The 20,368-nt window shown below is 62.9% G+C and carries 22 protein-coding genes and 1 tRNA gene; 5 read left to right on the top strand and 18 right to left on the bottom strand.

Going from position 1 to position 20,368, the window contains the following annotated elements:
* The first annotated feature begins 69 nt into the window (after positions 1 to 69).
* Both ACN0X7_RS02780 and ACN0X7_RS02785 read left to right on the top strand, forming a co-directional pair.
* On the top strand, positions 70 to 639 hold the full coding sequence (locus ACN0X7_RS02780; RefSeq protein ID WP_417513883.1) for a NifU family protein: 570 nt from the start codon (positions 70 to 72) through the stop codon (positions 637 to 639).
* Between the two features lie 80 nt (positions 640 to 719).
* Positions 720 to 1,607 carry a glucosaminidase domain-containing protein gene (locus ACN0X7_RS02785; RefSeq protein WP_417513885.1) on the top strand — a complete coding sequence of 296 codons (888 nt, stop codon included), beginning with the start codon at positions 720 to 722 and terminating at the stop codon, positions 1,605 to 1,607.
* Positions 1,608 to 1,703: 96 nt separating this feature from the next.
* Here the strand turns inward: ACN0X7_RS02785 and ACN0X7_RS02790 are convergent, their stop codons facing one another.
* The 7 genes from ACN0X7_RS02790 to ACN0X7_RS02820 all read right to left on the bottom strand — a co-directional run bounded on the left by ACN0X7_RS02790 (position 1,704) and on the right by ACN0X7_RS02820 (position 8,171).
* On the bottom strand, positions 1,704 to 2,114 hold the full coding sequence (locus tag ACN0X7_RS02790) for a DUF2852 domain-containing protein (protein WP_417513887.1): 411 nt from the start codon (positions 2,112 to 2,114) through the stop codon (positions 1,704 to 1,706).
* A gap of 139 nt (positions 2,115 to 2,253) precedes the next feature.
* Positions 2,254 to 2,883 carry a TetR/AcrR family transcriptional regulator gene (locus tag ACN0X7_RS02795; RefSeq protein ID WP_417514658.1) on the bottom strand — a complete coding sequence of 210 codons (630 nt, stop codon included), beginning with the start codon at positions 2,881 to 2,883 and terminating at the stop codon, positions 2,254 to 2,256.
* Between the two features lie 58 nt (positions 2,884 to 2,941).
* Positions 2,942 to 3,775 carry an SDR family NAD(P)-dependent oxidoreductase gene (locus tag ACN0X7_RS02800; RefSeq protein ID WP_417513889.1) on the bottom strand — a complete coding sequence of 278 codons (834 nt, stop codon included), beginning with the start codon at positions 3,773 to 3,775 and terminating at the stop codon, positions 2,942 to 2,944.
* 1 nt (position 3,776) lies between these two features.
* Complete coding sequence (locus ACN0X7_RS02805) at positions 3,777 to 5,057, bottom strand: ArgE/DapE family deacylase (protein ID WP_417513891.1); 1,281 nt, start codon at positions 5,055 to 5,057, stop codon at positions 3,777 to 3,779.
* Positions 5,054 to 5,872, bottom strand: a complete 819-nt coding sequence (locus ACN0X7_RS02810; RefSeq protein WP_417513893.1) for a hypothetical protein — start codon at positions 5,870 to 5,872, stop codon at positions 5,054 to 5,056. The genes ACN0X7_RS02805 and ACN0X7_RS02810 overlap by 4 nt, the downstream gene beginning before the upstream one ends.
* Positions 5,869 to 7,353, bottom strand: a complete 1,485-nt coding sequence (locus ACN0X7_RS02815) for a M81 family metallopeptidase (RefSeq protein ID WP_417513895.1) — start codon at positions 7,351 to 7,353, stop codon at positions 5,869 to 5,871. Before ACN0X7_RS02815 ends, ACN0X7_RS02810 begins: the two co-directional genes overlap by 4 nt.
* Before the next feature lie 92 nt (positions 7,354 to 7,445).
* Positions 7,446 to 8,171, bottom strand: coding sequence for a Bax inhibitor-1/YccA family protein (locus ACN0X7_RS02820; protein WP_417513897.1), 726 nt, complete (start codon positions 8,169 to 8,171; stop codon positions 7,446 to 7,448).
* A gap of 109 nt (positions 8,172 to 8,280) precedes the next feature.
* Here ACN0X7_RS02820 and ACN0X7_RS02825 point away from each other — a divergent pair, with 109 nt between their 5' ends.
* Entirely contained in the window at positions 8,281 to 8,787 is a 507-nt protein-coding gene (locus ACN0X7_RS02825) for a MaoC family dehydratase (RefSeq protein WP_417513899.1), read from the top strand.
* 16 nt (positions 8,788 to 8,803) lie between these two features.
* On the opposite strand, the gene ACN0X7_RS02830 is transcribed toward ACN0X7_RS02825, so the two are convergent.
* The 3 genes from ACN0X7_RS02830 to ACN0X7_RS02840 are packed head-to-tail and all read right to left on the bottom strand — an operon-like array spanning position 8,804 to position 11,618.
* Complete coding sequence (locus ACN0X7_RS02830; RefSeq protein WP_417513901.1) at positions 8,804 to 10,180, bottom strand: CoA-binding protein; 1,377 nt, start codon at positions 10,178 to 10,180, stop codon at positions 8,804 to 8,806.
* A gap of 10 nt (positions 10,181 to 10,190) precedes the next feature.
* On the bottom strand, positions 10,191 to 10,997 hold the full coding sequence (xth, locus tag ACN0X7_RS02835) for an exodeoxyribonuclease III (RefSeq protein ID WP_417513903.1): 807 nt from the start codon (positions 10,995 to 10,997) through the stop codon (positions 10,191 to 10,193).
* Positions 10,998 to 11,012: 15 nt separating this feature from the next.
* Positions 11,013 to 11,618 (bottom strand): hypothetical protein, encoded by a 606-nt coding sequence (locus ACN0X7_RS02840; RefSeq protein ID WP_417513905.1) that lies wholly within the window; start codon positions 11,616 to 11,618, stop codon positions 11,013 to 11,015.
* A gap of 209 nt (positions 11,619 to 11,827) precedes the next feature.
* On the opposite strand from ACN0X7_RS02840, the gene ACN0X7_RS02845 reads away from it, so the two are divergent.
* Positions 11,828 to 13,072 (top strand): tetratricopeptide repeat protein, encoded by a 1,245-nt coding sequence (locus tag ACN0X7_RS02845; protein WP_417513907.1) that lies wholly within the window; start codon positions 11,828 to 11,830, stop codon positions 13,070 to 13,072.
* 18 nt (positions 13,073 to 13,090) lie between these two features.
* On the opposite strand, the gene ACN0X7_RS02850 is transcribed toward ACN0X7_RS02845, so the two are convergent.
* From ACN0X7_RS02850 to ACN0X7_RS02865, 4 genes are all read right to left on the bottom strand, one after another.
* Positions 13,091 to 13,588, bottom strand: a complete 498-nt coding sequence (locus ACN0X7_RS02850; RefSeq protein WP_417513909.1) for a cupin domain-containing protein — start codon at positions 13,586 to 13,588, stop codon at positions 13,091 to 13,093.
* A 7-nt stretch (positions 13,589 to 13,595) separates the two neighbouring features.
* Positions 13,596 to 14,021 carry an HIT family protein gene (locus tag ACN0X7_RS02855; protein ID WP_417513911.1) on the bottom strand — a complete coding sequence of 142 codons (426 nt, stop codon included), beginning with the start codon at positions 14,019 to 14,021 and terminating at the stop codon, positions 13,596 to 13,598.
* Positions 14,022 to 14,047: 26 nt separating this feature from the next.
* Positions 14,048 to 14,134: transfer RNA gene (locus ACN0X7_RS02860), tRNA-Leu, on the bottom strand.
* Between the two features lie 57 nt (positions 14,135 to 14,191).
* Positions 14,192 to 14,884, bottom strand: coding sequence for a hypothetical protein (locus ACN0X7_RS02865; RefSeq protein WP_417513913.1), 693 nt, complete (start codon positions 14,882 to 14,884; stop codon positions 14,192 to 14,194).
* Positions 14,885 to 14,935: 51 nt separating this feature from the next.
* On the opposite strand from ACN0X7_RS02865, the gene ACN0X7_RS02870 reads away from it, so the two are divergent.
* Positions 14,936 to 16,075: a mandelate racemase/muconate lactonizing enzyme family protein gene (locus tag ACN0X7_RS02870; RefSeq protein ID WP_417513915.1), complete on the top strand. Its 1,140-nt coding sequence runs from the start codon at positions 14,936 to 14,938 to the stop codon at positions 16,073 to 16,075.
* A gap of 8 nt (positions 16,076 to 16,083) precedes the next feature.
* Here the strand turns inward: ACN0X7_RS02870 and ACN0X7_RS02875 are convergent, their stop codons facing one another.
* Genes ACN0X7_RS02875 through ACN0X7_RS02890 form a run of 4 tightly spaced genes read right to left on the bottom strand, consistent with a single transcriptional unit; the run spans position 16,084 to position 20,088 of the window.
* Complete coding sequence (locus ACN0X7_RS02875) at positions 16,084 to 16,716, bottom strand: division plane positioning ATPase MipZ (protein ID WP_417513917.1); 633 nt, start codon at positions 16,714 to 16,716, stop codon at positions 16,084 to 16,086.
* Positions 16,717 to 16,726: 10 nt separating this feature from the next.
* Positions 16,727 to 18,211, bottom strand: coding sequence for a CHAD domain-containing protein (locus ACN0X7_RS02880; protein ID WP_417513919.1), 1,485 nt, complete (start codon positions 18,209 to 18,211; stop codon positions 16,727 to 16,729).
* 12 nt (positions 18,212 to 18,223) lie between these two features.
* A complete protein-coding gene (locus tag ACN0X7_RS02885; protein WP_417513921.1) occupies positions 18,224 to 19,285 on the bottom strand; it encodes a lipid A deacylase LpxR family protein in 1,062 nt (353 codons plus the stop codon).
* Complete coding sequence (locus tag ACN0X7_RS02890; protein WP_417513923.1) at positions 19,282 to 20,088, bottom strand: hypothetical protein; 807 nt, start codon at positions 20,086 to 20,088, stop codon at positions 19,282 to 19,284. The genes ACN0X7_RS02885 and ACN0X7_RS02890 overlap by 4 nt, the downstream gene beginning before the upstream one ends.
* Positions 20,089 to 20,368 lie beyond the last annotated feature (280 nt).

Here is a 20,368-nt window from a genome sequence, read left to right on the forward strand (position 1 = left end):
GGTGTTGATCCACAACCGCATCCGCGCCAAATAGGCCGCTGAACGCCCAAGGGCAACCCGGAGGAACCCATGTTCATCCAGACTGAACCGACACCCAACCCGCAGACGCTGAAGTTCATCCCAGGCGTCACGGTCATGCCGGAAGGTGTTGCGGATTTCCGCAGCGCCGCCGACGCCGCCGATTCACCGCTGGCCGAGCGCCTGTTCGCCGTGGAGGGTGTCGAAGGAATTTATCTCGGACTCGACTTCGTGTCGGTCAGCAAGCACGAAAACGTCGAATGGCACCATATCAAGCCGGCCATTCTCGGCGTGATCATGGAACACTTCACGGCCGGCCTGCCGGTGATGAAGGATGGTGCGAAGGTCGATACCGCAGGCGGCCATGCAGCCGGCAACGAAGCCGACAGCGAGATCGTCGGCCAGATCGTCGAACTGCTGGACACCCGCGTACGCCCCGCCGTTGCACAGGACGGTGGAGACATCGTGTTCCACGGTTTCGACAATGGCGTCGTGTATCTTGCGATGCAGGGGGCCTGCGCAGGCTGCCCGTCTTCGACCATGACACTGAAGCACGGCATCGAGAATCTGCTGCGGCACTACGTGCCGGAAGTGGAAGAGGTCCGCGCCGTCGGCATGTAGTCCGACCGCCCGACCTGAACAGAAAAACCGACTGAAAGACCTCCGTGGCCGCTGGCCAGCGGGGTTCAAGGTGTATTTGAATGAATCGAACTGGAAACCTCATTGCTGTCGCGATGATCGGGTTTGGTGTTTGGGGTGCAGGTGCCCCGGCCCTGGCCGCCGCTGCCGGCGACGGTCGCTCGGGCGCACACAGCGCCGCGCTGGGATGGGAACGCGCTCAACTGAACTACGACCTCGACGCGGTGCGCCGGGGCGAGGCCGCGGCTCCCGCCGTTTTCGCGACGGCGTTGCCCGGAGACATCGGATCGATCCGGGATGTCCGGCAAAAGAAACGGACCTTCATCCGGCTTGTCCTGCCCCTGGTTCTGGAAAGCAACAATCGCATCATGGCGAAGCGCCGCCATCTGGAGAATATCGCCGAATCCGGCTGGATATCGGCAGACGACCGTGCCTGGTTGAGAGAACTGGCATACGATTATGACGTGGACCCCGATGCCGCCAACCTGATCGAACGGCTGTTGCATCGTGTGGATATCATTCCGCCTTCACTTGCCATCGCGCAGTCCATCACAGAGAGCGGCTGGGGCACATCCCGGTTCGCGCGCAAGGGCCGCGCCCTGTATGGGCAGAGAACATGGTCGAAGGGTGCCGGGATCGTCCCGAAAGCCCGGCGCTCAGGTCAGACGTTCGAAGTGAAGGCCTTTCGCAGCCTGCTGGAATCGGTCACCAACTACATGCGCAACCTGAACACCCATCCAGCCTACCGCGATCTGAGAAACCGGCGCGCGAAGATGCGGGCGGCGAACCAGACGATCGACGGCTATCAGTTGGCTTCGGGCCTCAGGCTCTATGCCGAAACCGGCACCCGATACGTCAAGGAGATCAGAACCCTGATCCGGGTGAACCGGCTGAAAGATTTCGACAACGCGGAAATCCATGGTGCCGGGGAACGGATCACGGGGATCTGACCGGCGTTCCGCGCAACGATCTCTCAGGGAATCCACCCGCAAACGCAGACAGCGCCGGTACGATGACCGGCGCTGTGCTCTCGTGATGAAGGCGGTTCAGCCCGCGGGGCTGGCTTCCGCACCATCTCCGGCGGATCCGCTCCGTCGGCCGCGATCAGCCATGAACTGATCGAACTCCGCCTTGTCCTTGGCCTTGCGCAACTGGTCCAGGAAGGTGTGGAACTCGTCCTGCTCTTCCTCCAGACGCCGCAGCATGTCGTCGCGATATTCGTCGAAGGCGCTGTTGCCGCTGGACTGATGCTTGCCGCGCCGGAAACCGCGCTTGCGGCTACTGCCGTCCTGATTGTACCAGCGCCCGAAGTTACGCTTTGAACATCCCATTCTGCCACTCCATATCAGATAACCCAGTACCGCCAGGCCAATCGGCCAGAAGACGATGAAAGAGACGATCATCAGCGTGATCCACGCGGGTTTGCCGTAATCGTCGAGTTTGGCTGCTAGCTCCATTTCGGCCTCAAAGTTAATGTTATCAACATTTACATAAGTGGCTGCTTACGCTGATTTGTTCAAGGTTTATCGGCACATCGGGCGTAAGAAAATGTAACGGAACGAAACATTGCCCGATCCGGGCGTACGCACGATGCGGTCAGTCCGGTTGAAGTCCCCGGAAATAGACCAGGGCCGCGGCTTCCAGCAGCGCCTCTGGCGACATGGGCAGGGGACGCCGTCCGGTGTCCCCCCGTCCGAACAGGGCCGCGATCCCGTGCGCGACCGACCACATGTGCAGCGCCACCATCATGGCCGGCGGGCGTCCTTCCGCCGGAAGCGTCGCCACGGCCACCTCCGCCGCATGCCGGAGGACACCGAATGCGGCATCGGCAGCCCGGCTGAGTTCCGGATAGTCGGACGGCGCAAGCTGGGATTCGAACATGGCGACATAGGACGCGGGATCGTCACGGGCGAAGTCGAGGTAGGCGCGGCCAAGCGCATCGAAAGCCCTGACCGGGTCGGCCTTGCCCGCATCCCATGCGGCCTGAAGACGATCGTGCAAGGCATCGAACCCGCGTGTCGCGACATCGGCCAGCAGCGCGTCCTTGTCTTCGAAGTGACGGTAGGGAGCCGCGGCGCTGACCCCGGCCGCGCGCGCGGCCTCGGCAAAGCTGAACCCGGCAGGTCCCTTCTCGGCGATCAGCTTCAGCGCCGCCTCGACCAGCGCTTCCCGCAGATTGCCGTGATGGTATCCTTTCCGCGATCCGGATTTCTTCGACCAGCTCATCTCACCGGCATGCCCCAGCCGCCCGCCGAACGCCAGCACTTTCAGGAACCGCCGGCCTTCAGCCCGTCGTCAGCCCGCCGCCCACGACCAGAGTCTGGCCGGTGATGTAGTCGCTTTCCGGCGCGCAGAACAGATAAACGCCGTTGGCCGCATCCTCCGGCGTACCGATGCGTGCCATCGGGATCAGCTTCAGCAGGTCGTGCTGAATGCCTTCCTGAAACCCGACCTTGTGATCCTTGCCATCGACATGGATCGTCGCCTGTCCGCCCTTCTCGAAACGCTGCGTCAGGCGGGTATCGATATAGCCGAACGCGACGGCATTGACCGTGATGTTGTAGCGGCCCCATTCGCGCGCCATGCCCGTCGTGATGCCGACCGCAGCCCCCTTGCCCGCTGCATAGGACACGGCGGCAGGCATGCCGTAGACCGCCGCCATCGACGAGATGTTCACGACCTTGCGCGTGACGTTGGTGCCGTCGGCGGTCTCGGCCCGATGCCGTTCGCGGAAATGCGGTGCCGCCGCCCGCAGGATCTTGATGGGTGCGGCAGCATGGACATCCAGCATGGCGTCGATCTGCTCATCGGTCTGATTCTGGACAGTCGTATTCCAGATGTAACCCGCATTGTTGACGATGATATCCAGCCCGCCAAGGCCATCGATGGCACCGTTCACCAAGTCATCGGCCATGCCCTTGGCCGTCACCGATCCGGCAAGGCCGATTGCCCGGCCGCCCATGGCGTCGATGTCGGCAATCGTTTCGTCCATGGGCGCGGCGTCCAGATCGTTCACGAAGACCGCAGCCCCTTCAGACGCCAGTTTCAATGCGACCGCGCGACCGATCCCGCGTCCCGCACCGGTGACCAGCGCGACCTTACCGTCCAGTTTGCCCATCTCAGATCGCCTCCACGCCGCACCATTCGGCCATGAACAGGGCCACAGTCTTGGTCACCGCGCGTGTCGACGACAGGCTCACCCGCTCGTCGAACCCGTGGATGTGCTCGGACACCGGTCCGTAGACCAGCGCAGGCGTGTCGTCGTAGAGCATCGCCACACGCGCATCCAGATAGGCCGGCATGGTTGCGTCGTTCAGTTCGGCGCGGAACACTTCGCCATGGGCCTCGGCCAGACACTTCTCGGCATCGGTCCCGGGCGGCAGCGTATAGCCCTCCGCCGCGAAGCCATTGTAGGTGATGGTCGGCGGATGGTTCGACAGGAACGGATCGTCGCGCGAGGCCGCGCGGATGGCACCCTCCAGCCGCTGCTTGGCTTCCTCGACCGATGTACCCGGATAGATGCCGGCGCGTACGTCGAAGCGGCACCATGCGGGCACGGATGAGGCCCAGTCGCCGCCGGCGATCTTCCCGATATTGATGGTGATCGGTTTTTCCGCCTTCTCAAAGAAACGGTGATCCGCTTTCTCGGCATTCATCTCGGCTTCAAGTTTGCCCAGCGCCTCGATGACATTGTAGGCGGCCAGGATGGCGCTGGACCCGATCGAGGATTCGTAGACATGGGCCGGGCGGCCCCGCAGTTCGACCTGGAACCACAGCACGCCGACATTGGCCCGCACCAGACAGTCGTGGGTCGGCTCGGTGATCAGAACCGCATCGGCGTGATAGCCGCGCACCAGACAGGACAGCGCCCCGTTGCCGGTGCACTCCTCTTCCGTGACCGACTGCATGTAGACGCTGGAGGCCGGTTCCACACCCGCGCGGCGCATGGCATCCAGCGCGAACAGATTGGCGGCGATCCCTGCCTTCATGTCGCCGGAGCCACGCCCGTACAGCCAGTCGCCATCGATGCGCGGCTCGTAGGGGGGCGTGGTCCACATGTCCAGCGGCCCGACAGGCACCACATCGACGTGGCCGTTCAGGATCAGGCTGCGGCCCTTTTCCTGCTTCGGGCGGTGCGTGCCGACGACATTGACCGCGTTGTCATAGTTCACCGTCACCGGCGAGAACCCCGGATGATCCTCGATCTCACCGACATCAATCGACCAGCGGTCCATCGCCAGATCGCGCTCGGCAAAGGCCTTGTAGAGGAAATCCTGCGCCGTGTGCTCCTGGCCCCGTTGCGAAGGGTAGCGGACCAGATCCTGCGTGAAGGCAATCTGATCGTCGAAACCCTTGTCGACCTCGTCAAAAATACGTTGCTTCAAGCCATCATCGATCATCTGTGTCTCCCCGGATCGTCATCGTGCACAGCCTTATCCATTCGCACGTTCGTGTCCATATGCCGGAACCAGCGATAATGCGGCCCCTGGGGTGCGCCATCGACATTCGTGGCACCAAGGCCCTGTCGGACGTGATCGGTGGAGACCGTGCGGGTTTCGAAACTGATGCGCGCGAGCATCCCCCCATTCGGCGCACTCTGATGCAGCTGACAGCCCGAGAACACCGCCATCTCGCCCGGTTCAAGCACCAATGGGCAAGCGAGCGCAGGATCGATGTTGCGCGTCGCCTGCGGTGTCGTCAGTTCTGCCTGCCCGGCTTCCACCTTCGCCAGAGTGGCTTCGAACGACCAGTCGGCGCTGTCGTTCGCGACCCGCTTGTCGAACAGGGATGGGTAGAGCCACAACGTCCGATCCGCGCTGACCGGCAGCACCGGCATCCACCAGTTCAACTGCTGCGGAATACCCGAGCCCCAGTTGTCACGATGGGCGGGCAGGTGCATGGTTTCGCGTGCCGCGTGAACGCCATGCGGCGGCTGTACGCGCAGGATCAGGCGGTCGCGGAATGTCTCATGCGGGTCGAGGCCGGCGGCGGCGATGCCTTCGCGAAAGGCGGCGCGGATGGTCGCGTCTGCCTTCACGGTTTCCCGGATCGCCGCGACGGCTTTCAGATAGGCCGCGTGATCCATGCGCTGGTGCGCCGTCAGTGGATCGCCCGGCAGGTTGGCCAGAACGATCTCCGATGCCTCCGTGGCCAGTTGAACCCAGGCCGCGTGACGCAGCACGATGATCTCGCCGTTGAAGGCTCTCTCCGTCACCGCTCGTTGATCAGGTCCAGCGGGTAGATCGGACGGCGGACGTGCTGATAGTCCAGCAGCGTGTTATCCGACGTCGTGACACCCACGCCGTCCAGCGTGATATGCGGGCCCTTGCCGATGGGCGCGAAGCCTGCGCGGTAGTGGATGCGGGACTTCAGCAGCAGGTATTTCTTGTGCTCGGGTTGAATGCCGACCGACGTGAATACGCCCGTGTCCCAGGGTTCATGATGCTGGCTGACGATGACGATCTGCATGTTGCCCGTGTCGAGCACAGCGGTCGGTCCCATACGCACGGTGACGCCCGTGTACATCGGACCGCGGCAGATCCATTCGCCGTCGGTCAGCGTCTTCACCTTGCCGGTGACCTCCAGCGGCGCGCCCTCGCGGCCGATGGACGGCATGTCCGCCTTGCCGCCGAGCCGCAGCGTGACCGTGTTGCCAATCCCCGCCTGCTGCATCTGCTGTACGGCTTCCGGGTCATAGACCGCAGCCACGGCGATATCCTCAAGACCCTGCCGCAGCACCTCTGCGATCACCGTCATGACGTCCTGTGTCGCGCCGGACCCGACATTGTCGGCATGATCCAGCAGGATGATCGGCCCGTCCTGCTGCATCTCCTTCGCTTCGGCGACGGCATCCTCCAGCGGGTGATGTTCGTAGATGAAATCTTCCTTCTGTGCCCAGGCGGCGGCCAGGATCTCGTCGCGAACCTCCTCGGCCAGCGCAGCGTCATTGTCCGTGACGATGATGACGGATGTGCCGCTGTCGGGCATGTCCGCCAGGGCGAAGCCGCCGAACACGGTCGCCGCCAGCACGCCGGGCCGCTGCTCGGCAGCGCGGCACATGGCGATCAGCGACTTCATCGGTTCGTCATCCGTGCCCTGTCGCAGGGTCTGGCTCAACAGCGGCAGGTTGGCCCAGCGCTGCACCGGCTGCACCTTGCCGTCCAGATGGTCGAACAGGACCGCGCCGATCTGCTTGCCGACTTCGTACATGTCCACATGGGGATAGGTCTTGTAGCCGATCAGCGCCGTGCAGTTGTCCACCATACGGCTGGTCAGGTTGCAATGCAGGTCGCAGGTCACGGCGATGGGCGTGTCGGGGGCAACGGCGCGAATGCGCTCCAGCAGCAGCCCTTCGCCGTCGAAATCGTGCGCGGCCACCATCGCTCCGTGCAGGTCCAACAGGATCGCGTCGCATCCGTCCTTCACCGCATCGATGATGGCACCCGCCATGATCTCGTAGGCGTCTTCCTCGACCTTGCCCGACGGCATGGCTTCGGCGGCGACCGGCGTCACGATCTCGCAGCCCCGCGCTTCGGCCAGTTCAAGGTAGGCACCGAACGGCATCGCGGTGCCTTCATAGGCGGCCCGTGCCTCATCGCCCAGATAGCTGCCCCATCCGGTGAACCGCGCCCAGTCGGTCACCACCGGCGAAAACGTGTTGGTCTCGTGCTTCATCATGGCGATGACGACGCGCATGGCTTCCCTCCCCCGGATATTGCCGATGCAGCATAAAGAAAAAGCCCGGCGCGTTAACACCGGGCTTTTCCCTATCGGATGTTGGTCAGCGTCTAGTCGTCGCCGCCGCCGAACAGGTGCAGCAGGAACACGAACATGTTGACGAAGTTCAGGTAGAGACCGACCGCGTCCATGACCGCCGAGCGAGTGGCAACGTCACCTTCCATGCGATAAGCGATGTAGGTCGACTTGATCCGCTGCGTGTCGAAGGCCGTCAGACCCGCGAAGATCAGCACGCCCAGCACCGAGATCACGAACTGCATCATGGAGGATTCCACGAACATGTTCACGACCATCGCGATGACCAGGCCGATCAGGCCCATCACCAGGAAGCTGCCCATGCCGGAAAGGTTCTTCTTGGTCGTGTAACCGAACAGGCTCAGGCCGGCGAAGGACGCCGCCGTGATGAAGAAGACGCGTACCACGTCACCCATGCCGTAGCGAATGAAGATCGTCGACAGGCTGACACCCATGATGGCGACCATGGCCCAGTACAGTCCCTGGATCGCGGGCGTCGACAGCTTGTTCTGCGCGAAGCTCATCACCAGAAGGATGCCCAGCGGCGCAAACATCACCACATAGCCCAGACCGGAACCGAAGATGGTCTGCATCGCGGCAGGCGAACTGGAAACCAGCAGGGCGACGATAGCGCTGACCAGCAGGCCGGACGCCATGTAATTGTAGACGCCCAGCATGTACTTGCGGAGACCGGCGTCGATCTCCGCCGCGTCCACGCGCGACGCGGTGTTCGAGTAGCGTGTATCGGCATTCAGTGCCATGGGGCCGAAGCTCCTTCGTTTCGGGTTGGAATTCTTTCGGACATATTGGCTTACCATACAGTATTATCAAGATACTTCGACGCGTGATTTTCGGGGAGAGAACGCAGAAATGACGGTCAGATCAGATTCCGTCGGCGGAAATCGCCAGAGGGAGAGCTTCGGGCGCTGTTTCGAGGAGTTCGAAGTCGGTGCAATCTACGAACATCGCCCCGGCAGAACCATCTCGGAAGCCGACAACACGTGGTTCACCCTGCTGACCATGAACCAGCATCCGCTGCACTTCGATCACGCCTATGCCGCGAAGTCGGAATTCGGTCGACCCATCGTGAATTCGGCGCTGACCCTGTCGGTGGTGACCGGCATGTCCGTGTCCGACGTCAGCCAGAAGGCCATCGCCAACCTGGGCTGGACCGACATCAGGATGCCTGCCCCGGTCTTCCATGGCGACACGCTGACGGCTGAATCCGAAGTGCTGGAGAAACGCGAATCGACATCGCGACCGCATCAGGGGATCGTCACGGTGGAAACCCGCGGCTTCAAGCAGGACGGCACGCTGGTGATCAGCTATCGCCGCACGGTCCTTGTGCCGAAGCTGGGGCATGACATCGTGGACTGAGGCGGAAGGATCTGCTTCAGCCCCGATACCGCGCCAGCAATGCGGCGCAATCGGCCATCTGCTCGACATCGTCGAAGGTGGGAACACCGGCAGCTTCCAGTTTCGCGAACCAGTCCGCCTTGCCCGGCAGGGTGCCCATCATCGCATGCATCATCGGGATCGGGCAGTCCGCGGCCATCTCGGCCAGGCGGGCGACCACCGGTTCGGCCTGCACCATGAAAGGCACGACGTGGATGCCCAGCACGGCGTCGTAGGCATCTGTGCCGTGATCCAGCAACGCCTGAAAGCACATGCCGAAGCGGTCTTCACGCGCATCGGCCAGCAGGTCGATCGGGTTGGCGACGGATGCCTCGCCGGGAAGGTTGTTGCGCAGCCTGTCCACCATCGCGGCGGGAAGGCCGGACAGTTCGAGACCGCCCGCCGAGGCGGTATCCGACGCCAGCACGCCGGGGCCGCCGGAGTTCGACAGCAGCAGGACCCGGCGCCCGATGCCTTGCGGAAAGGCCCCGAAGCCCTTGCCCGCCAGCATCAACTGGCGCAGCGACGTGACCCGGATCGCGCCGGCCTTGTCCAGGAAGGCCGCGATCCGGTCATCATCGGTCGGCGATGCACCGGTATGCGCGCCCGCCGCCGCGCTGCCCGCGCTGGAGCGCCCGCCCATCAGCGCGACGACCGGTTTCGTCTTCGCAACCCTTTGGCAGGCCTCAATGAAAGCGTCTTCGTCCGGTACGGATTCAATATAGAGCAGCACGACCGACACCCGATCCCGTGCGCCCAGATAATCGAGATAGTCAGTGACGCCCAGATGCATGCCGTTGCCGACCGACACGACCGTCCCGAGCGAGATATGGCGGTCCTTCGCGGCGGCGATGGCTTCCTCGGCGATGGCACCCGACTGTGTGATCAGCGCGACCTCGCCGTGCCGGTTCGGGCCGGGCGGCATGGCGCTGAGGAACGTGGCTGCGAACGGTGCGTCCCGATCCAGCGAGATCAGCCCTGCGGAATTCGGCCCGGCGATGGTCATCCCGGTCTCGGCGGCGATGGCACGCACTTCAGCATCCCGCGCCCGCCCTTCGGGGCCCGCCTCCTGAAATCCGCCGGGCAGGATCAGCACATTGCGATGCCCGGTTGCGGCGGCCTCTTTCAGTGCGGCGGGAATGAAGTCCGGACGGATTACCACGACGCACAGGTCGGCAGGCGCATCAAGCTCGGTCAGCGACGTCTTCGCCGTGTGCCCGAAAACATCGCCGCCCTTCGGATTGACCGGGATGATCCGGCCGTCAAAGCCCGAGGCCGCGAGATTCTGCATCACCGCACCACCGGACGAACCGGGCCGCTCTCCCGCGCCGAGCACCGCGACCGATCCGGGCCGGAAGAAGGCGTCGAGGCTCATGATCGCCCGCTCACACAGGCAGATCGAAGTCGGCGATGATCGGCACGTGATCCGACGGCTTCAGCCAGCCGCGTGCGGGACGCAGCACCTCCATCGACTTCACCGTATCGCGCAGGGCCTGGGTCACCCAGACGTGGTCCAGCCGCCGCCCCTTGTCCGCCGCATCCCAGTCACGGGCGCGATAACTCCACCAGGAATAAAGCTTCTCGGTATCCGGCACGAACTGGCGAACCACATCGTGAAAATCATGGCTCTCGATCCAGCGGGCCATTGCCTCGACCTCGACCGGCGTGTGGCTGACGACCTTCAGCAGCTTCTTGTGCGACCAGACGTCGTTCTCGTGCGGCGCGATGTTCAGGTCGCCGACCACGACCATGCGGTTGGCGTCGTCGCGGCGCTCGGCGTACCACGACGTCACTTCCTCCAGGAACTGAAGTTTGTGGGCGAATTTCTCGTTGATCGCGGGGTCGGGCTCGTCGCCGCCCGCGGGCACGTAGAAATTGTGGATCTCGGTGTCGTCTTCCAGCGTTGTCACCAGATGCCGGGAGTCTTCCTTGCCGCACCAGTGCATCCGCTCGACCGACTGGAACGGCAGCTTCGAGATGGTGGCCACTCCGTGGTAGCTCTTCTGGCCGAACGCCTCGACCTGCCGGAACCCCAGTTCGCGAAATGCCTCGTAGGGGAACTTGTCGTCGTCGACCTTGATCTCCTGCAGGCAGAGCACGTCCGGATCATGTTCCGCGACGAACTGTTCGACGATGGGCATGCGCAACCGCACCGAATTGATGTTCCAGGTGGCGATGCGGACGTTGGTCATGAATGGAAATCCCTCTCAGAAGATGCTGAATGTGCCGCCGATGATCCCGAGCGGCCAGCGACCGCCCTGAAACAGGTGGAATTTCTGCGCGAAGGCGTGATCTTCATCCTCCGCCGCGGCGATCACCAGCGCCGCCTGGTATGCGGCCTGCGTCGCCGCGCCCGCTGCGGCGCGAATCAGCCCCTGATCGGCCACGCCGAACCGGCCCGCCGCGACCGCCGCCGCGCCATGCACTGAATCCGAGGCCTTCGAGGTGACGTTGGTCAGCGCGACCAGCAGGGCTTCCTCATCGCCGGTCAGATCGACCGCCTGCGCCGACAGTCCGGCGCGCAGCTGCTCCTCCGCCTCCCACCATGCGGTGTTCCAGTCGGGGTTGCGCGCGGCTTCCTCGGCCTCTTCCCAGTCCATCGCCTGCACGATGTCACATTCGGGAAACCCCAGCGCCAGCAGGTAGCCCGCCGAGTCGGCGCGTTCCGCCTCGGACAGGCGTTCGCCCACCGCCGCGAACCACGAGACGTGGTTCAGCGTGGCCGCAAACCGGGAAAGCGCCGCGAGGGACGGCGGAAGGTCGCCGAACGCGACATCATCCAGTTCGTCGTCATCATCTTGAAAATCCATCATCGCTGCGGAGCCTATGGAATTCCGAACGCGGTGTCATCGGGGAATGGCGTGAACAGCCGTGCGGACAGGCCATTGATCGCGGACTCCGTTGTTCCATTCCCCGGCAACCCGGGGAACAAGAGCCAACCTGCAACGGGCTGGCAGCGCCCACCCTTTTGCTGCAGGATCGGACCAGACCATTCCCGGTGCGACGCAACCGAACAAAGAAGATGCTGTTTTTCCTGATATTGCCCATCGTTCTGATCGGCATGCTGTTCAATGGCCCACTCGCCGATCGCCTGTGGGACAGGGCCATCGAGAACTACAACAATGGCATCTACGCGCCGGCGAATGTCGTGTTCCCGCTTCGGGCGGTGATGGGATCGCGTTCGGCACAGTACAACTATGGGCTGATGCTGGAGCATGGCACAGGTGCCGCGAAAGACCTGGCCGCCGCGCGCGGCTGGTATCGAAGGGCGGCAATGCGTGGACATCCCAATGCAAGTCTCAAGCTCGGCAGCTTCTTCGCGAGAGGCATCGCGGGTCGAAAAAGTCAACGGGCCGCACTTAAATGGTATCTCCGGGCCGCAGAAGGCGGGATTGTTATCGCTCAAGCCGTCGCCGGCCAGATGTATCTGGATGGTGACGGCACGCCAAAGGATATCGCTCAGGCGGCAACATGGCTGAGGCGCGCCGCACGCCAGAACCATGTCGGTTCAAAGCACCGGCTCGCCATGCTGCTCTGGAAGAATCCGGAACACGCCGTCGAACCTGAGGAAATCATGGTCTGGCTCAGACGGGCGGCCGAACAGGGTCACGCGGACTCCATCAACGCGATAGGAGCAGCCTATTTCGATGGTTTGTTCGGCATGCCTCGCAATCGTGGACGCGCCGCCGATCATTTCGCGCGTGCTGCAGCCATGGGAAATGTGGATGCGCAACAGAACCTTGCGCAGGTCTTCGAATTCGGCGATGGCCGCAAGCAGAACATGTACAGCGCTTTGCTCTGGTACCGGAGGGCTGCCGAGAACGGCTCAGTCAAGGTGCAATATCACCTCGCCATGACACTGTGGAGGACAGGAACCAACTGGCAGGACAAGGTCGAATCCCTGAAATGGATGGAAGCCGCAGCGGACAAGGGCCATGAGGTTGCGATGGTCCGGCTGGGAATTCTTCATTCAGCAGGCCAGGCCACACCCAGGGATCTGGAGCAGGCAGAGAAATACTGGCGAATGGCAGCCGAAAAAGGCAACGCCGATGCGCGGTACCTGCTGGCAAACCTTCTGTTCGAACGCGGAACGGCTGAGAGCCATCTCGAAGCCTATCTGGAGCTCAGAAAAGCGCTGAACAGCGGCAAGCTGACAGGCAACGCGGAAAAGGCGCGGCTTCTGCATGACCGCATCTGGAAGCATTTCACGACACGTGAGCGCGAGGAGATCAACTGGAAAAGCAGACGTCTGGCTCCGGTCAATTGACTGAGCGAGACCTGCCCGTCACGTCAGTTCGCAGATCATCTCGGCGACGTCCGGATACATCGGCACCAGCGCGTCGCGCGGGCCCATCTCGAAATCGTCGAAGTCGAAGCCCGGCGCGACGGTCGTGCCCAGCAGGGCGAAGCGCCCGCCCGGTTTCACCCGCGCGCCCTGCCAGACGCCCCGGGGGACAACCATCTGGGGCCGCTGACCGGCCAGCAGATCTGGCCCGATCTCGACGATGCGATGGCTGCCATCTTCGAAGAGTTGAAGCTGCTCGACCGGATATCCCAGGTAGAAATGGAAGATTTCGTCGGAGGTGATGCGGTGCATGGCGGACTTGTCGTCCGGCCCCAGCAGGTAATAGATCGCCGTCCCGAACGCCCGCGCCCCGCCATACCGGGGCGGCAGCACATCGGCTCCGATCCTTTCATCGGACCGGTAGATCTCGGTGTAGTGTCCGCCTTCTGGGTGCGGCTTCAGGCCCAGCGTGCGGATGATGTTGTCAATCTCGGTCACCCGGCACTCACCCGTTCGCAAGCGCGGCGCGGATCCTGTCGGCATTGGCTTTCAGCACTTCGGGCTTCTCCATGCCGCTGGCGGGCTTGCGCAGTTTCACGCCCTCATGGCGCGGCAGCACGTGGAAATGCAGGTGAAAGACCTCCTGCCCGCCTGCGGCCTCGTTCGCCTGGGTCAGGGTCACGCCATCGGCGTCGAAGGCCTTCATCACCGCACGGCTGAGCTTCTGCACCGTGCGGATGCAGGCGTCCAGTTGCTCGGGCGTCGCGTCCAGTATCGTGCGTGCCGGATCCTTCGGTATGACCAGAACATGCCCGTCCGAACGGGGCATGATGTCCATCAGAGCGAGTGTCATGTCGTCTTCATAGACCTGCTCGGAAGGCAGTTCGCCACGCATGATCTTCGCGAACACATTGTTGTCGTCGTAGCTCATTTTTTCTCTTCTTGTTCAGAGGATGCTGGTGCGGACGAGGGGATTTGAACCCCTACTCCCTGTCGGGAAGCGGGTTTTAAGCCCGCTGCGTCTACCGGTTCCGCCACGTCCGCATTGAATTTTCACCTTCGAGACCATGACAAGAAGGTATAGTTTATCTGCCACGTCACTCAAGGTTTCGCCACAGATCGATGTGTACCCCGCGCCCTATGGACCAGGCCATCGCCAACAATTCTGCAGAACGATCGCATCCGACCACGATATTCATGCAGCAGGTCGAACGTTATCACCATCAACGCGCCATCCTCGAAAGGCCAGGCGGCTCCCTGAACACGAGCACGTTCAGCCAGAACAGCATTCGAGCGACTTTGACCGTGAACAATCTGATTGCGCAGGAGAGCGATCTCCACCAGCCCCTCCAATCCACCATAGACATCAGACCAATCCTGACCGACCTTTTTCATTAGTTCGCCGGTCCATGCCTGAAGACCACCCTGCAGCTTCAAGTCAGCCACTTGCTCAAGCGTATCCTCGTCCAACACAAGAGCGTCATCTGCGGTTTTGTCCTCAGCGATCATGTACTTCACGAGTTTTGCCTGGAACTCCATCAATGAGTACGAACGGACGAGGATCAGTCCATAAAAAAGTGACGTGTCTTGCAAGGATTTCAGATGATCCTGCAGATAGAGCCTGTACTGCCCGCCGCTGCGTTGCGATCGGATCAGTCGATTATCGTCGGGGCCGACAGATTTAGCTTCCCAGCGATCCAGTTCCGTTTCAATGGCAAGCGTTCCACTCCATTGCAGGCGCGTAAGCCGTCCCCATTCATCCCAGATCGGGGACCGAAACCAATTGTCGGACATAAAATTGCTCGCGCTTGCTACAGCATCCAAATCCGGTTCTACACTGTCGTCATGAAAATCGTAAGCATCCGCACGCACCCGCTGGCCGCGCCCATCGATCAGCCTTTCGCCTTCAGTCAGGCATGGGTCGATACCCGCGTCGGCCTTGTTGTCGAGATCGAGACCGACGCCGGACTGACAGGCTGGGGCGACGGCTATGGTCCGCCGAAGCCCATCGCCAGCGTGATCGACACACTGTACGCGCCCCGCCTGATCGGGCGCAGCCCCTTGGCCGGCGACGCGATCTGGGAAGAGCTTTACAACGGCTTCCGCGATCACGGTCAGCGCGGCATCCCGATCCAGGCCCTGTCGGCCATCGACATCGCGCTGTGGGACCTGCGCGGCAAGTTCTTCGGCGCGCCCGTGCATCAGTTGATGGGCGGACCAATCCGGACCGAGGTGAAGGCCTATGCGACCGGCCTCTACCGCCGCTCGAATGATCGCGACGACAATCACGCCATGCTGCACGATGAGGCCGAGGCCTACCTGGATGCCGGGTTCGGCGCGATGAAGACCAAGGTCGGGTTCGGGTTCGACGACGATATCGCGCTGGTCGAGATGCTGCGCGCGACCATCGGGGACCGGTCGGAACTGTTCGTCGATGCAAACCACGGTTGCGACGTCGTGCAGGCCAAGAAGCTGGCCCGTGCCATGGAACCGCTGAACATCGGCTGGTTCGAGGAACCGGTCGAGCCGGAAGATATCGACGGCTATGCCGAGGTCCGCGCGGCGACCGACATTCCGATTGCTGGCGGAGAATGCTCCTTCACGCGTCACGACTTCCGCCGGATCATGGATGCCCGCGCCATGGACATCATCCAGCCCGATACGGCGTCGTGTGGCGGATTGACGGAAGCCAAGCGCATCTCGGACATGGCCTGGACCCACGGTGTGCGCCACAACCCGCACGTCTGGGGAACCGGCATCGGGCTGGCCGCCGCCATGCAGCTTCTAGCCGTGATCCCGACAACCGCGCCGTCCTTCGGCGCACACCATCCCCTGCTGGAATATGATTCGACCCCGCATCCGTTCCGCCAGGGCCTGCTGGTCGATCCGATCCGGGTGGAAGAAGGCATCGCCCACGTCCCGCAAGGCCCGGGGCTTGGCATCGATATCCGGCGCGATGTGCTGGAGAAATGGCGGATGGACTGACGGCGAAGTCAGGCGCGATCCTCGATCAGCCGTACCAGCGGCAGCCAGTCATCGACAGCGCCCTTGCGGCGCGAGGGTGCCAGATCGAAGATGCCCAGACCCTGCCGCGCCACATCCGGATAGATCGCCCGCTCGGTGAACCGGGTTGCCACATCGTGGCCCAGCGCTTGAAGAAAGACGTGCAGTTCCTTCGCGGCACGGGTGTTGGGACGCACGCGGTTGGCGACGATGGCGACGGGTTTGAGCCCCTTGCGAACGGGTTTCAGGTCATCGACCTTCTTCAGGAATCGCCGGGTCGCCACTTCGTCGAAGACCGACGGCAAGACGGGCATCACTACCAGATCGGCGCATTCCAGCAACGCGTGCATCCTCTTCGAGGTGACGCCCGCCGGCGCGTCGATCACCAGCCGTTGAACCTTCTTCGGCACCTTGCCGGGACCGTCGCGCCAGTCGAGGCCTTCGATCTGCGCCACGTCGTCAGGCCGCCGTTTCAACCATTGCAGGCTGGACCGCTGCCGGTCGCCCTCCGCCAGCGCCGTCTTCAGACCGGCGTTCGCGAAGGCGCTGGCGAGGTTCGTCGCCAGCGTGGTCTTGCCGCAGCCGCCTTTCGCGTTCGCAATCAGGACAGAAATCGCAGCCATTCGGGTCGCCTCATCGTTTCCAGAAGGGATCGGTCTTGCGGAAATCGTTCCAGGCCACAATCATGTGCGGCTCGATGGCCTTCAGCCGATGCGCATACCAGCCCTTGATCAATGCGGCACCCATCAGCGCCTCGACAAACCCGTCCGCAATCCGGTCGGCCAGCACGTCCGCGACGGCCGCGTCATTCAACGCGCCGAAATCATCCTGCAGGGTCTTCAGCTTGCGGCGAAACGGCTTCACATCATCGGGCGGATACAGCGCGCGGAAGAAATCGACCGCGTAGCGCAGCTTCTTGACCGCGATGCGCACCTCATGGCGTTGCACGGTCGGCATCGTGTCGAAATCCCGCCCCTTCTTCAGGGCCTTCTTCCGGTGTCGCTTCATGACATCGATCGAAAAGTCCCGGACGGACACGTCATCGCGCTGGTGGTCCTCCAGTTCCCGCGCCAGCAACAGGACCCGCACCAGAAACCGGCTGAACTCCGGATCGTCACAGATGCCCCGGACCTGCGCGTAGGCGGCGGCGCGCTGCTGCGCGGCGCGCTGTTTCAACTGGTCCAGCCCACGGCCCTCGGGGTATTCCGCCAGTACCGGTGGCAGGGTCTCGTTCAGAAACACATCGAGGTCGCGGGCCGGACTGAGCGCCTGCAACAGGCGGCGGGCCTGTTCGTTCAGGCCTTCCACCGGTTCGCCCAGATGCTCCCCGAAGATCGAGAACCCAGATCGAAGGCGGCGAAGCGCCACCCGAAGCTGATGCACGCCGGAGACATCGCGTCCGTCGGCAGCGGCCGCCATGTTCGCCATGGCCTGAGCGACCGTCACCGAGAGAATATGCGCGATCGCGCCATCGATGGTGTCCGCCGGAACCAGTGCCGGCCGGGCGGCCCTGTGCCAGGCGGGTGGTCTCGCCGTCACCAGTTCCATGCCCCGCGCCGCCTTGGATCGGGCCTCGATGGCGACGGTGTGGTTCGTCAGGACACGCTCGGCGAGCGTCAGGATGGCCGCCTCGTCACCGTGCAGCAGTTCGAACTCGATCTCGCCGAGCGCGTGTGCCTGTCCGTTCGCCTCGATCGAACCGAGATCGAGGGAGACCTCGATCACCGACCCGTCCGTCTCGACACGTTTTCTGGTCCGCTTTGCGACCGTCCTGTGCCGTTCGACCAGTTCTTCCGGCAGGATCAGCCCAAGTTCGTCGCGTGGCGCGGACGGGGGCAGCAGGCCGGGATCAGGTACGGCCTCGTCCAGCTGCACAGACCATTCGCCGCGCACCAGCAGACCGGCACCTTCCGACTTCAGCGTGAGTTCGTGAGCGCCCCCCGTGGCGCGCAGGCGCAGCGTGTAACCCTTGCGCCAGAGCCGATCATCACGGGTGTCATGGTAGACGCTGACGACCTCGGTGGTTTTCTGAGCGTCACCGCCGAGCGCCGCGAACGCCTGCGTCAGGACCGCTACGTCACCCCTGAGCTTGATTTCGGTCTCAGTCGACGGTGCCACGGGACACCACGGTCAGTATCGGAAGGTCAGCGAAAAGGCCGCGAAATAGTGCGGGTCCGTCTGGGTCTCGAATTCACGACTGCGCCGGACCAGGGTGTAGCTCAGCCGGAACCCCTGATAGTTCATCACGACACCGGCCTGGGCATCGTGCACGAAATTCCGCTTCTCGACGCGCAGGCTGTCGGCAAAATTGTTGCCATCCAGAAAGATGTTCTTGGCCACCGCCCGCCCCTGCATGCCGGCAAAGAAATACCAGTTGAAGTCCGGCTTGCCGGCGATGAAGCCGGCTCCGGCCAGGCTGGGCCGAATGCGCGGCGGTCCCAGATCATCCTCCAGATCGGGCCCGAAACGCATGGTGAAACCGGCACGTCCTTCGGTCAGGACGTTGCCCACGCTCACGCCGGCCGACGGCAGAAGGTCGAAACCGTACTGGCGCAACGACCGCCCGACGCGCCAGGTCCGGTCGAACGCCAGAACCAGCCCGGGTTCGTTGCTCAACTGGTTGTCCCAGCCCTCGGCCCGATCGGAATTGATGATCCGGTGGAAGGTGTTCTGGACAAATTCGCCGCCCGCAGCGGGACCGACGATACCGGCCGTTGCCGACACCGTATCGACCGAACTCACGTTGTCGACGATCCCGGCAAACTCGATGTAAAGCCAGCCGGCGTAGGGCTGCTCGCCCGGGCGCGGGTTCGGATCGGTGATGTCCAGCGGCGTGAAGATGCTTTGTCCGATGGACACGCCCTCATACATCCGCCCTTCGTCCTCGACGCCCAGCAGGTACTGACCCAGCGCGTCCGTCAGATCGCTCACGCGGCCTTTGGGGCGCAGATACTGCAGCCGCAGGCCATTGGTGTAGTTCTGATCGGACCGCGCGAAGAAGTCGTTCTCGACAATGATCGCCAGGGTGCCGACCTCGGCCTCCTCCTCGAAGACGGGCGGACCGGGGTCGGTGACCGCATCGATCGGATTCCCCTTCTGCGGGAAAAGCAGGTTCTGCGCCTGCGCGGTCCCCGCAAGGGACATTGCCATGGCAACGATGGCTGACGATACGACGCCGGGAAATCTGATCACGCACTCACCCTCACTTGTCTGGGCTCATAGATAGCGACATGCGCGATCCGCGCAATGGCCCGGTCCCCGGAAAACAGTGCGACATTCAGGTCAACGAAGCCGTGTCCCTTGTGATCGTAGAGCCGGTCCACACGCGACCGCGTCTCCAGCGGTTCACCGGCGCGCAGAACCGAGAAATGCGTGACAGTCGAGCCGACGTGGATCCACGGTCCCAGCAGGACATTGTCCTTCAGCGCACTGTTGGCCCGCCGCAACAGGTAGCCGGGATGCACAATGCCCTGCGCCTCGTAGAGTTCCAGCGTCTCGCGAACATCGCGACGGTAGCTCCGTTGGGAATCCGCATCCGTTGCCTCGCGAAGCGTTCCCAGGGCCTGCCCATCCTTCAGCGAGTCCGGTCCGGCCGGCGGACGATCATCGGGTCCGGGCATCTCGGTAGTGGGGTAACGAGAGATGCCGGGCACCGGGTCACCGGCACCCGGTCGCGCGGTGGCCGTCGCCAGCGTGGCGTTCCGACCCGTCAGCTCGATCTTCAGCAGACCGTCGTGATCGAGTTGCCCTGTCACGGCGATAGTCTCGCCGTCGTAGACCGGCTGTCCGAACCGGCAGTCCATGATGCCGGAGCGCAGAAAGCTCTCACCGAAAACCAGCACGGCGGCCCGCGTCATGTAGGCGTAGACATCCACGCCCGGCACCAGACCGCCCTGAAAGCCGAAGCGCTTCGCAATGCCGTCGTCATGGATCCGGTTCTCGCTCTCGGTCGCCGTGTTGAAAGCCTCGATCTCGTATCTGACCCGTTCGACCATCGTGTCCTCCCGACAAGTGTGATCGGGCAAGAGTAGTTGCGGTTTCCCGTCAGGTCATCTGTTGCGCCGAGAACAGAATGTTCTAATTTTGTTCTCGTCAAGCAGCCGTTCACCATAGAAATACCGATTTTCTCCGGAAACAGGCGGATTTACCCAGACTGATTCCACCTACTTCCATTGACGCTCCATTTTTTTCCAGATATATCCGTTTTAGCTCCAGAAATTTCCGTAGCATTCCGGAAAATTCAGAAGAACGTGGTGGAGGGAGCAGGTACGGGCG

It is taken from the genome of Minwuia sp., assembly GCF_048263705.1.
Lineage (GTDB): Bacteria > Pseudomonadota > Alphaproteobacteria > Minwuiales > Minwuiaceae > Minwuia.

Bases quoted from the DNA above. Each gene is read 5' to 3' on its own strand.
- ACN0X7_RS02785 (WP_417513885.1), top strand. From the start codon at position 720: ATGAATCGAACTGGAAACCTCATTGCTGTCGCGATGATCGGGTTTGGT.
- ACN0X7_RS02845 (WP_417513907.1), top strand. From the start codon at position 11,828: ATGCTGTTTTTCCTGATATTGCCCATCGTTCTGATCGGCATGCTGTTC.
- ACN0X7_RS02875 (WP_417513917.1), bottom strand. From the start codon at position 16,716: ATGGCTGCGATTTCTGTCCTGATTGCGAACGCGAAAGGCGGCTGCGGC.
- ACN0X7_RS02830 (WP_417513901.1), bottom strand. From the start codon at position 10,180: ATGAGCCTCGACGCCTTCTTCCGGCCCGGATCGGTCGCGGTGCTCGGC.
- xth (WP_417513903.1), bottom strand. From the start codon at position 10,997: ATGACCAACGTCCGCATCGCCACCTGGAACATCAATTCGGTGCGGTTG.
- ACN0X7_RS02780 (WP_417513883.1), top strand. From the start codon at position 70: ATGTTCATCCAGACTGAACCGACACCCAACCCGCAGACGCTGAAGTTC.
- ACN0X7_RS02820 (WP_417513897.1), bottom strand. From the start codon at position 8,171: ATGGCACTGAATGCCGATACACGCTACTCGAACACCGCGTCGCGCGTG.
- ACN0X7_RS02795 (WP_417514658.1), bottom strand. From the start codon at position 2,883: ATGAGCTGGTCGAAGAAATCCGGATCGCGGAAAGGATACCATCACGGC.
- ACN0X7_RS02825 (WP_417513899.1), top strand. From the start codon at position 8,281: ATGACGGTCAGATCAGATTCCGTCGGCGGAAATCGCCAGAGGGAGAGC.
- ACN0X7_RS02815 (WP_417513895.1), bottom strand. From the start codon at position 7,353: ATGCGCGTCGTCATCGCCATGATGAAGCACGAGACCAACACGTTTTCG.
- ACN0X7_RS02790 (WP_417513887.1), bottom strand. From the start codon at position 2,114: ATGGAGCTAGCAGCCAAACTCGACGATTACGGCAAACCCGCGTGGATC.
- ACN0X7_RS02870 (WP_417513915.1), top strand. From the start codon at position 14,936: ATGAAAATCGTAAGCATCCGCACGCACCCGCTGGCCGCGCCCATCGAT.
- ACN0X7_RS02865 (WP_417513913.1), bottom strand. From the start codon at position 14,884: ATGTCCGACAATTGGTTTCGGTCCCCGATCTGGGATGAATGGGGACGG.
- ACN0X7_RS02840 (WP_417513905.1), bottom strand. From the start codon at position 11,618: ATGATGGATTTTCAAGATGATGACGACGAACTGGATGATGTCGCGTTC.
- ACN0X7_RS02855 (WP_417513911.1), bottom strand. From the start codon at position 14,021: ATGAGCTACGACGACAACAATGTGTTCGCGAAGATCATGCGTGGCGAA.
- ACN0X7_RS02805 (WP_417513891.1), bottom strand. From the start codon at position 5,057: ATGATCGATGATGGCTTGAAGCAACGTATTTTTGACGAGGTCGACAAG.
- ACN0X7_RS02800 (WP_417513889.1), bottom strand. From the start codon at position 3,775: ATGGGCAAACTGGACGGTAAGGTCGCGCTGGTCACCGGTGCGGGACGC.
- ACN0X7_RS02890 (WP_417513923.1), bottom strand. From the start codon at position 20,088: ATGGTCGAACGGGTCAGATACGAGATCGAGGCTTTCAACACGGCGACC.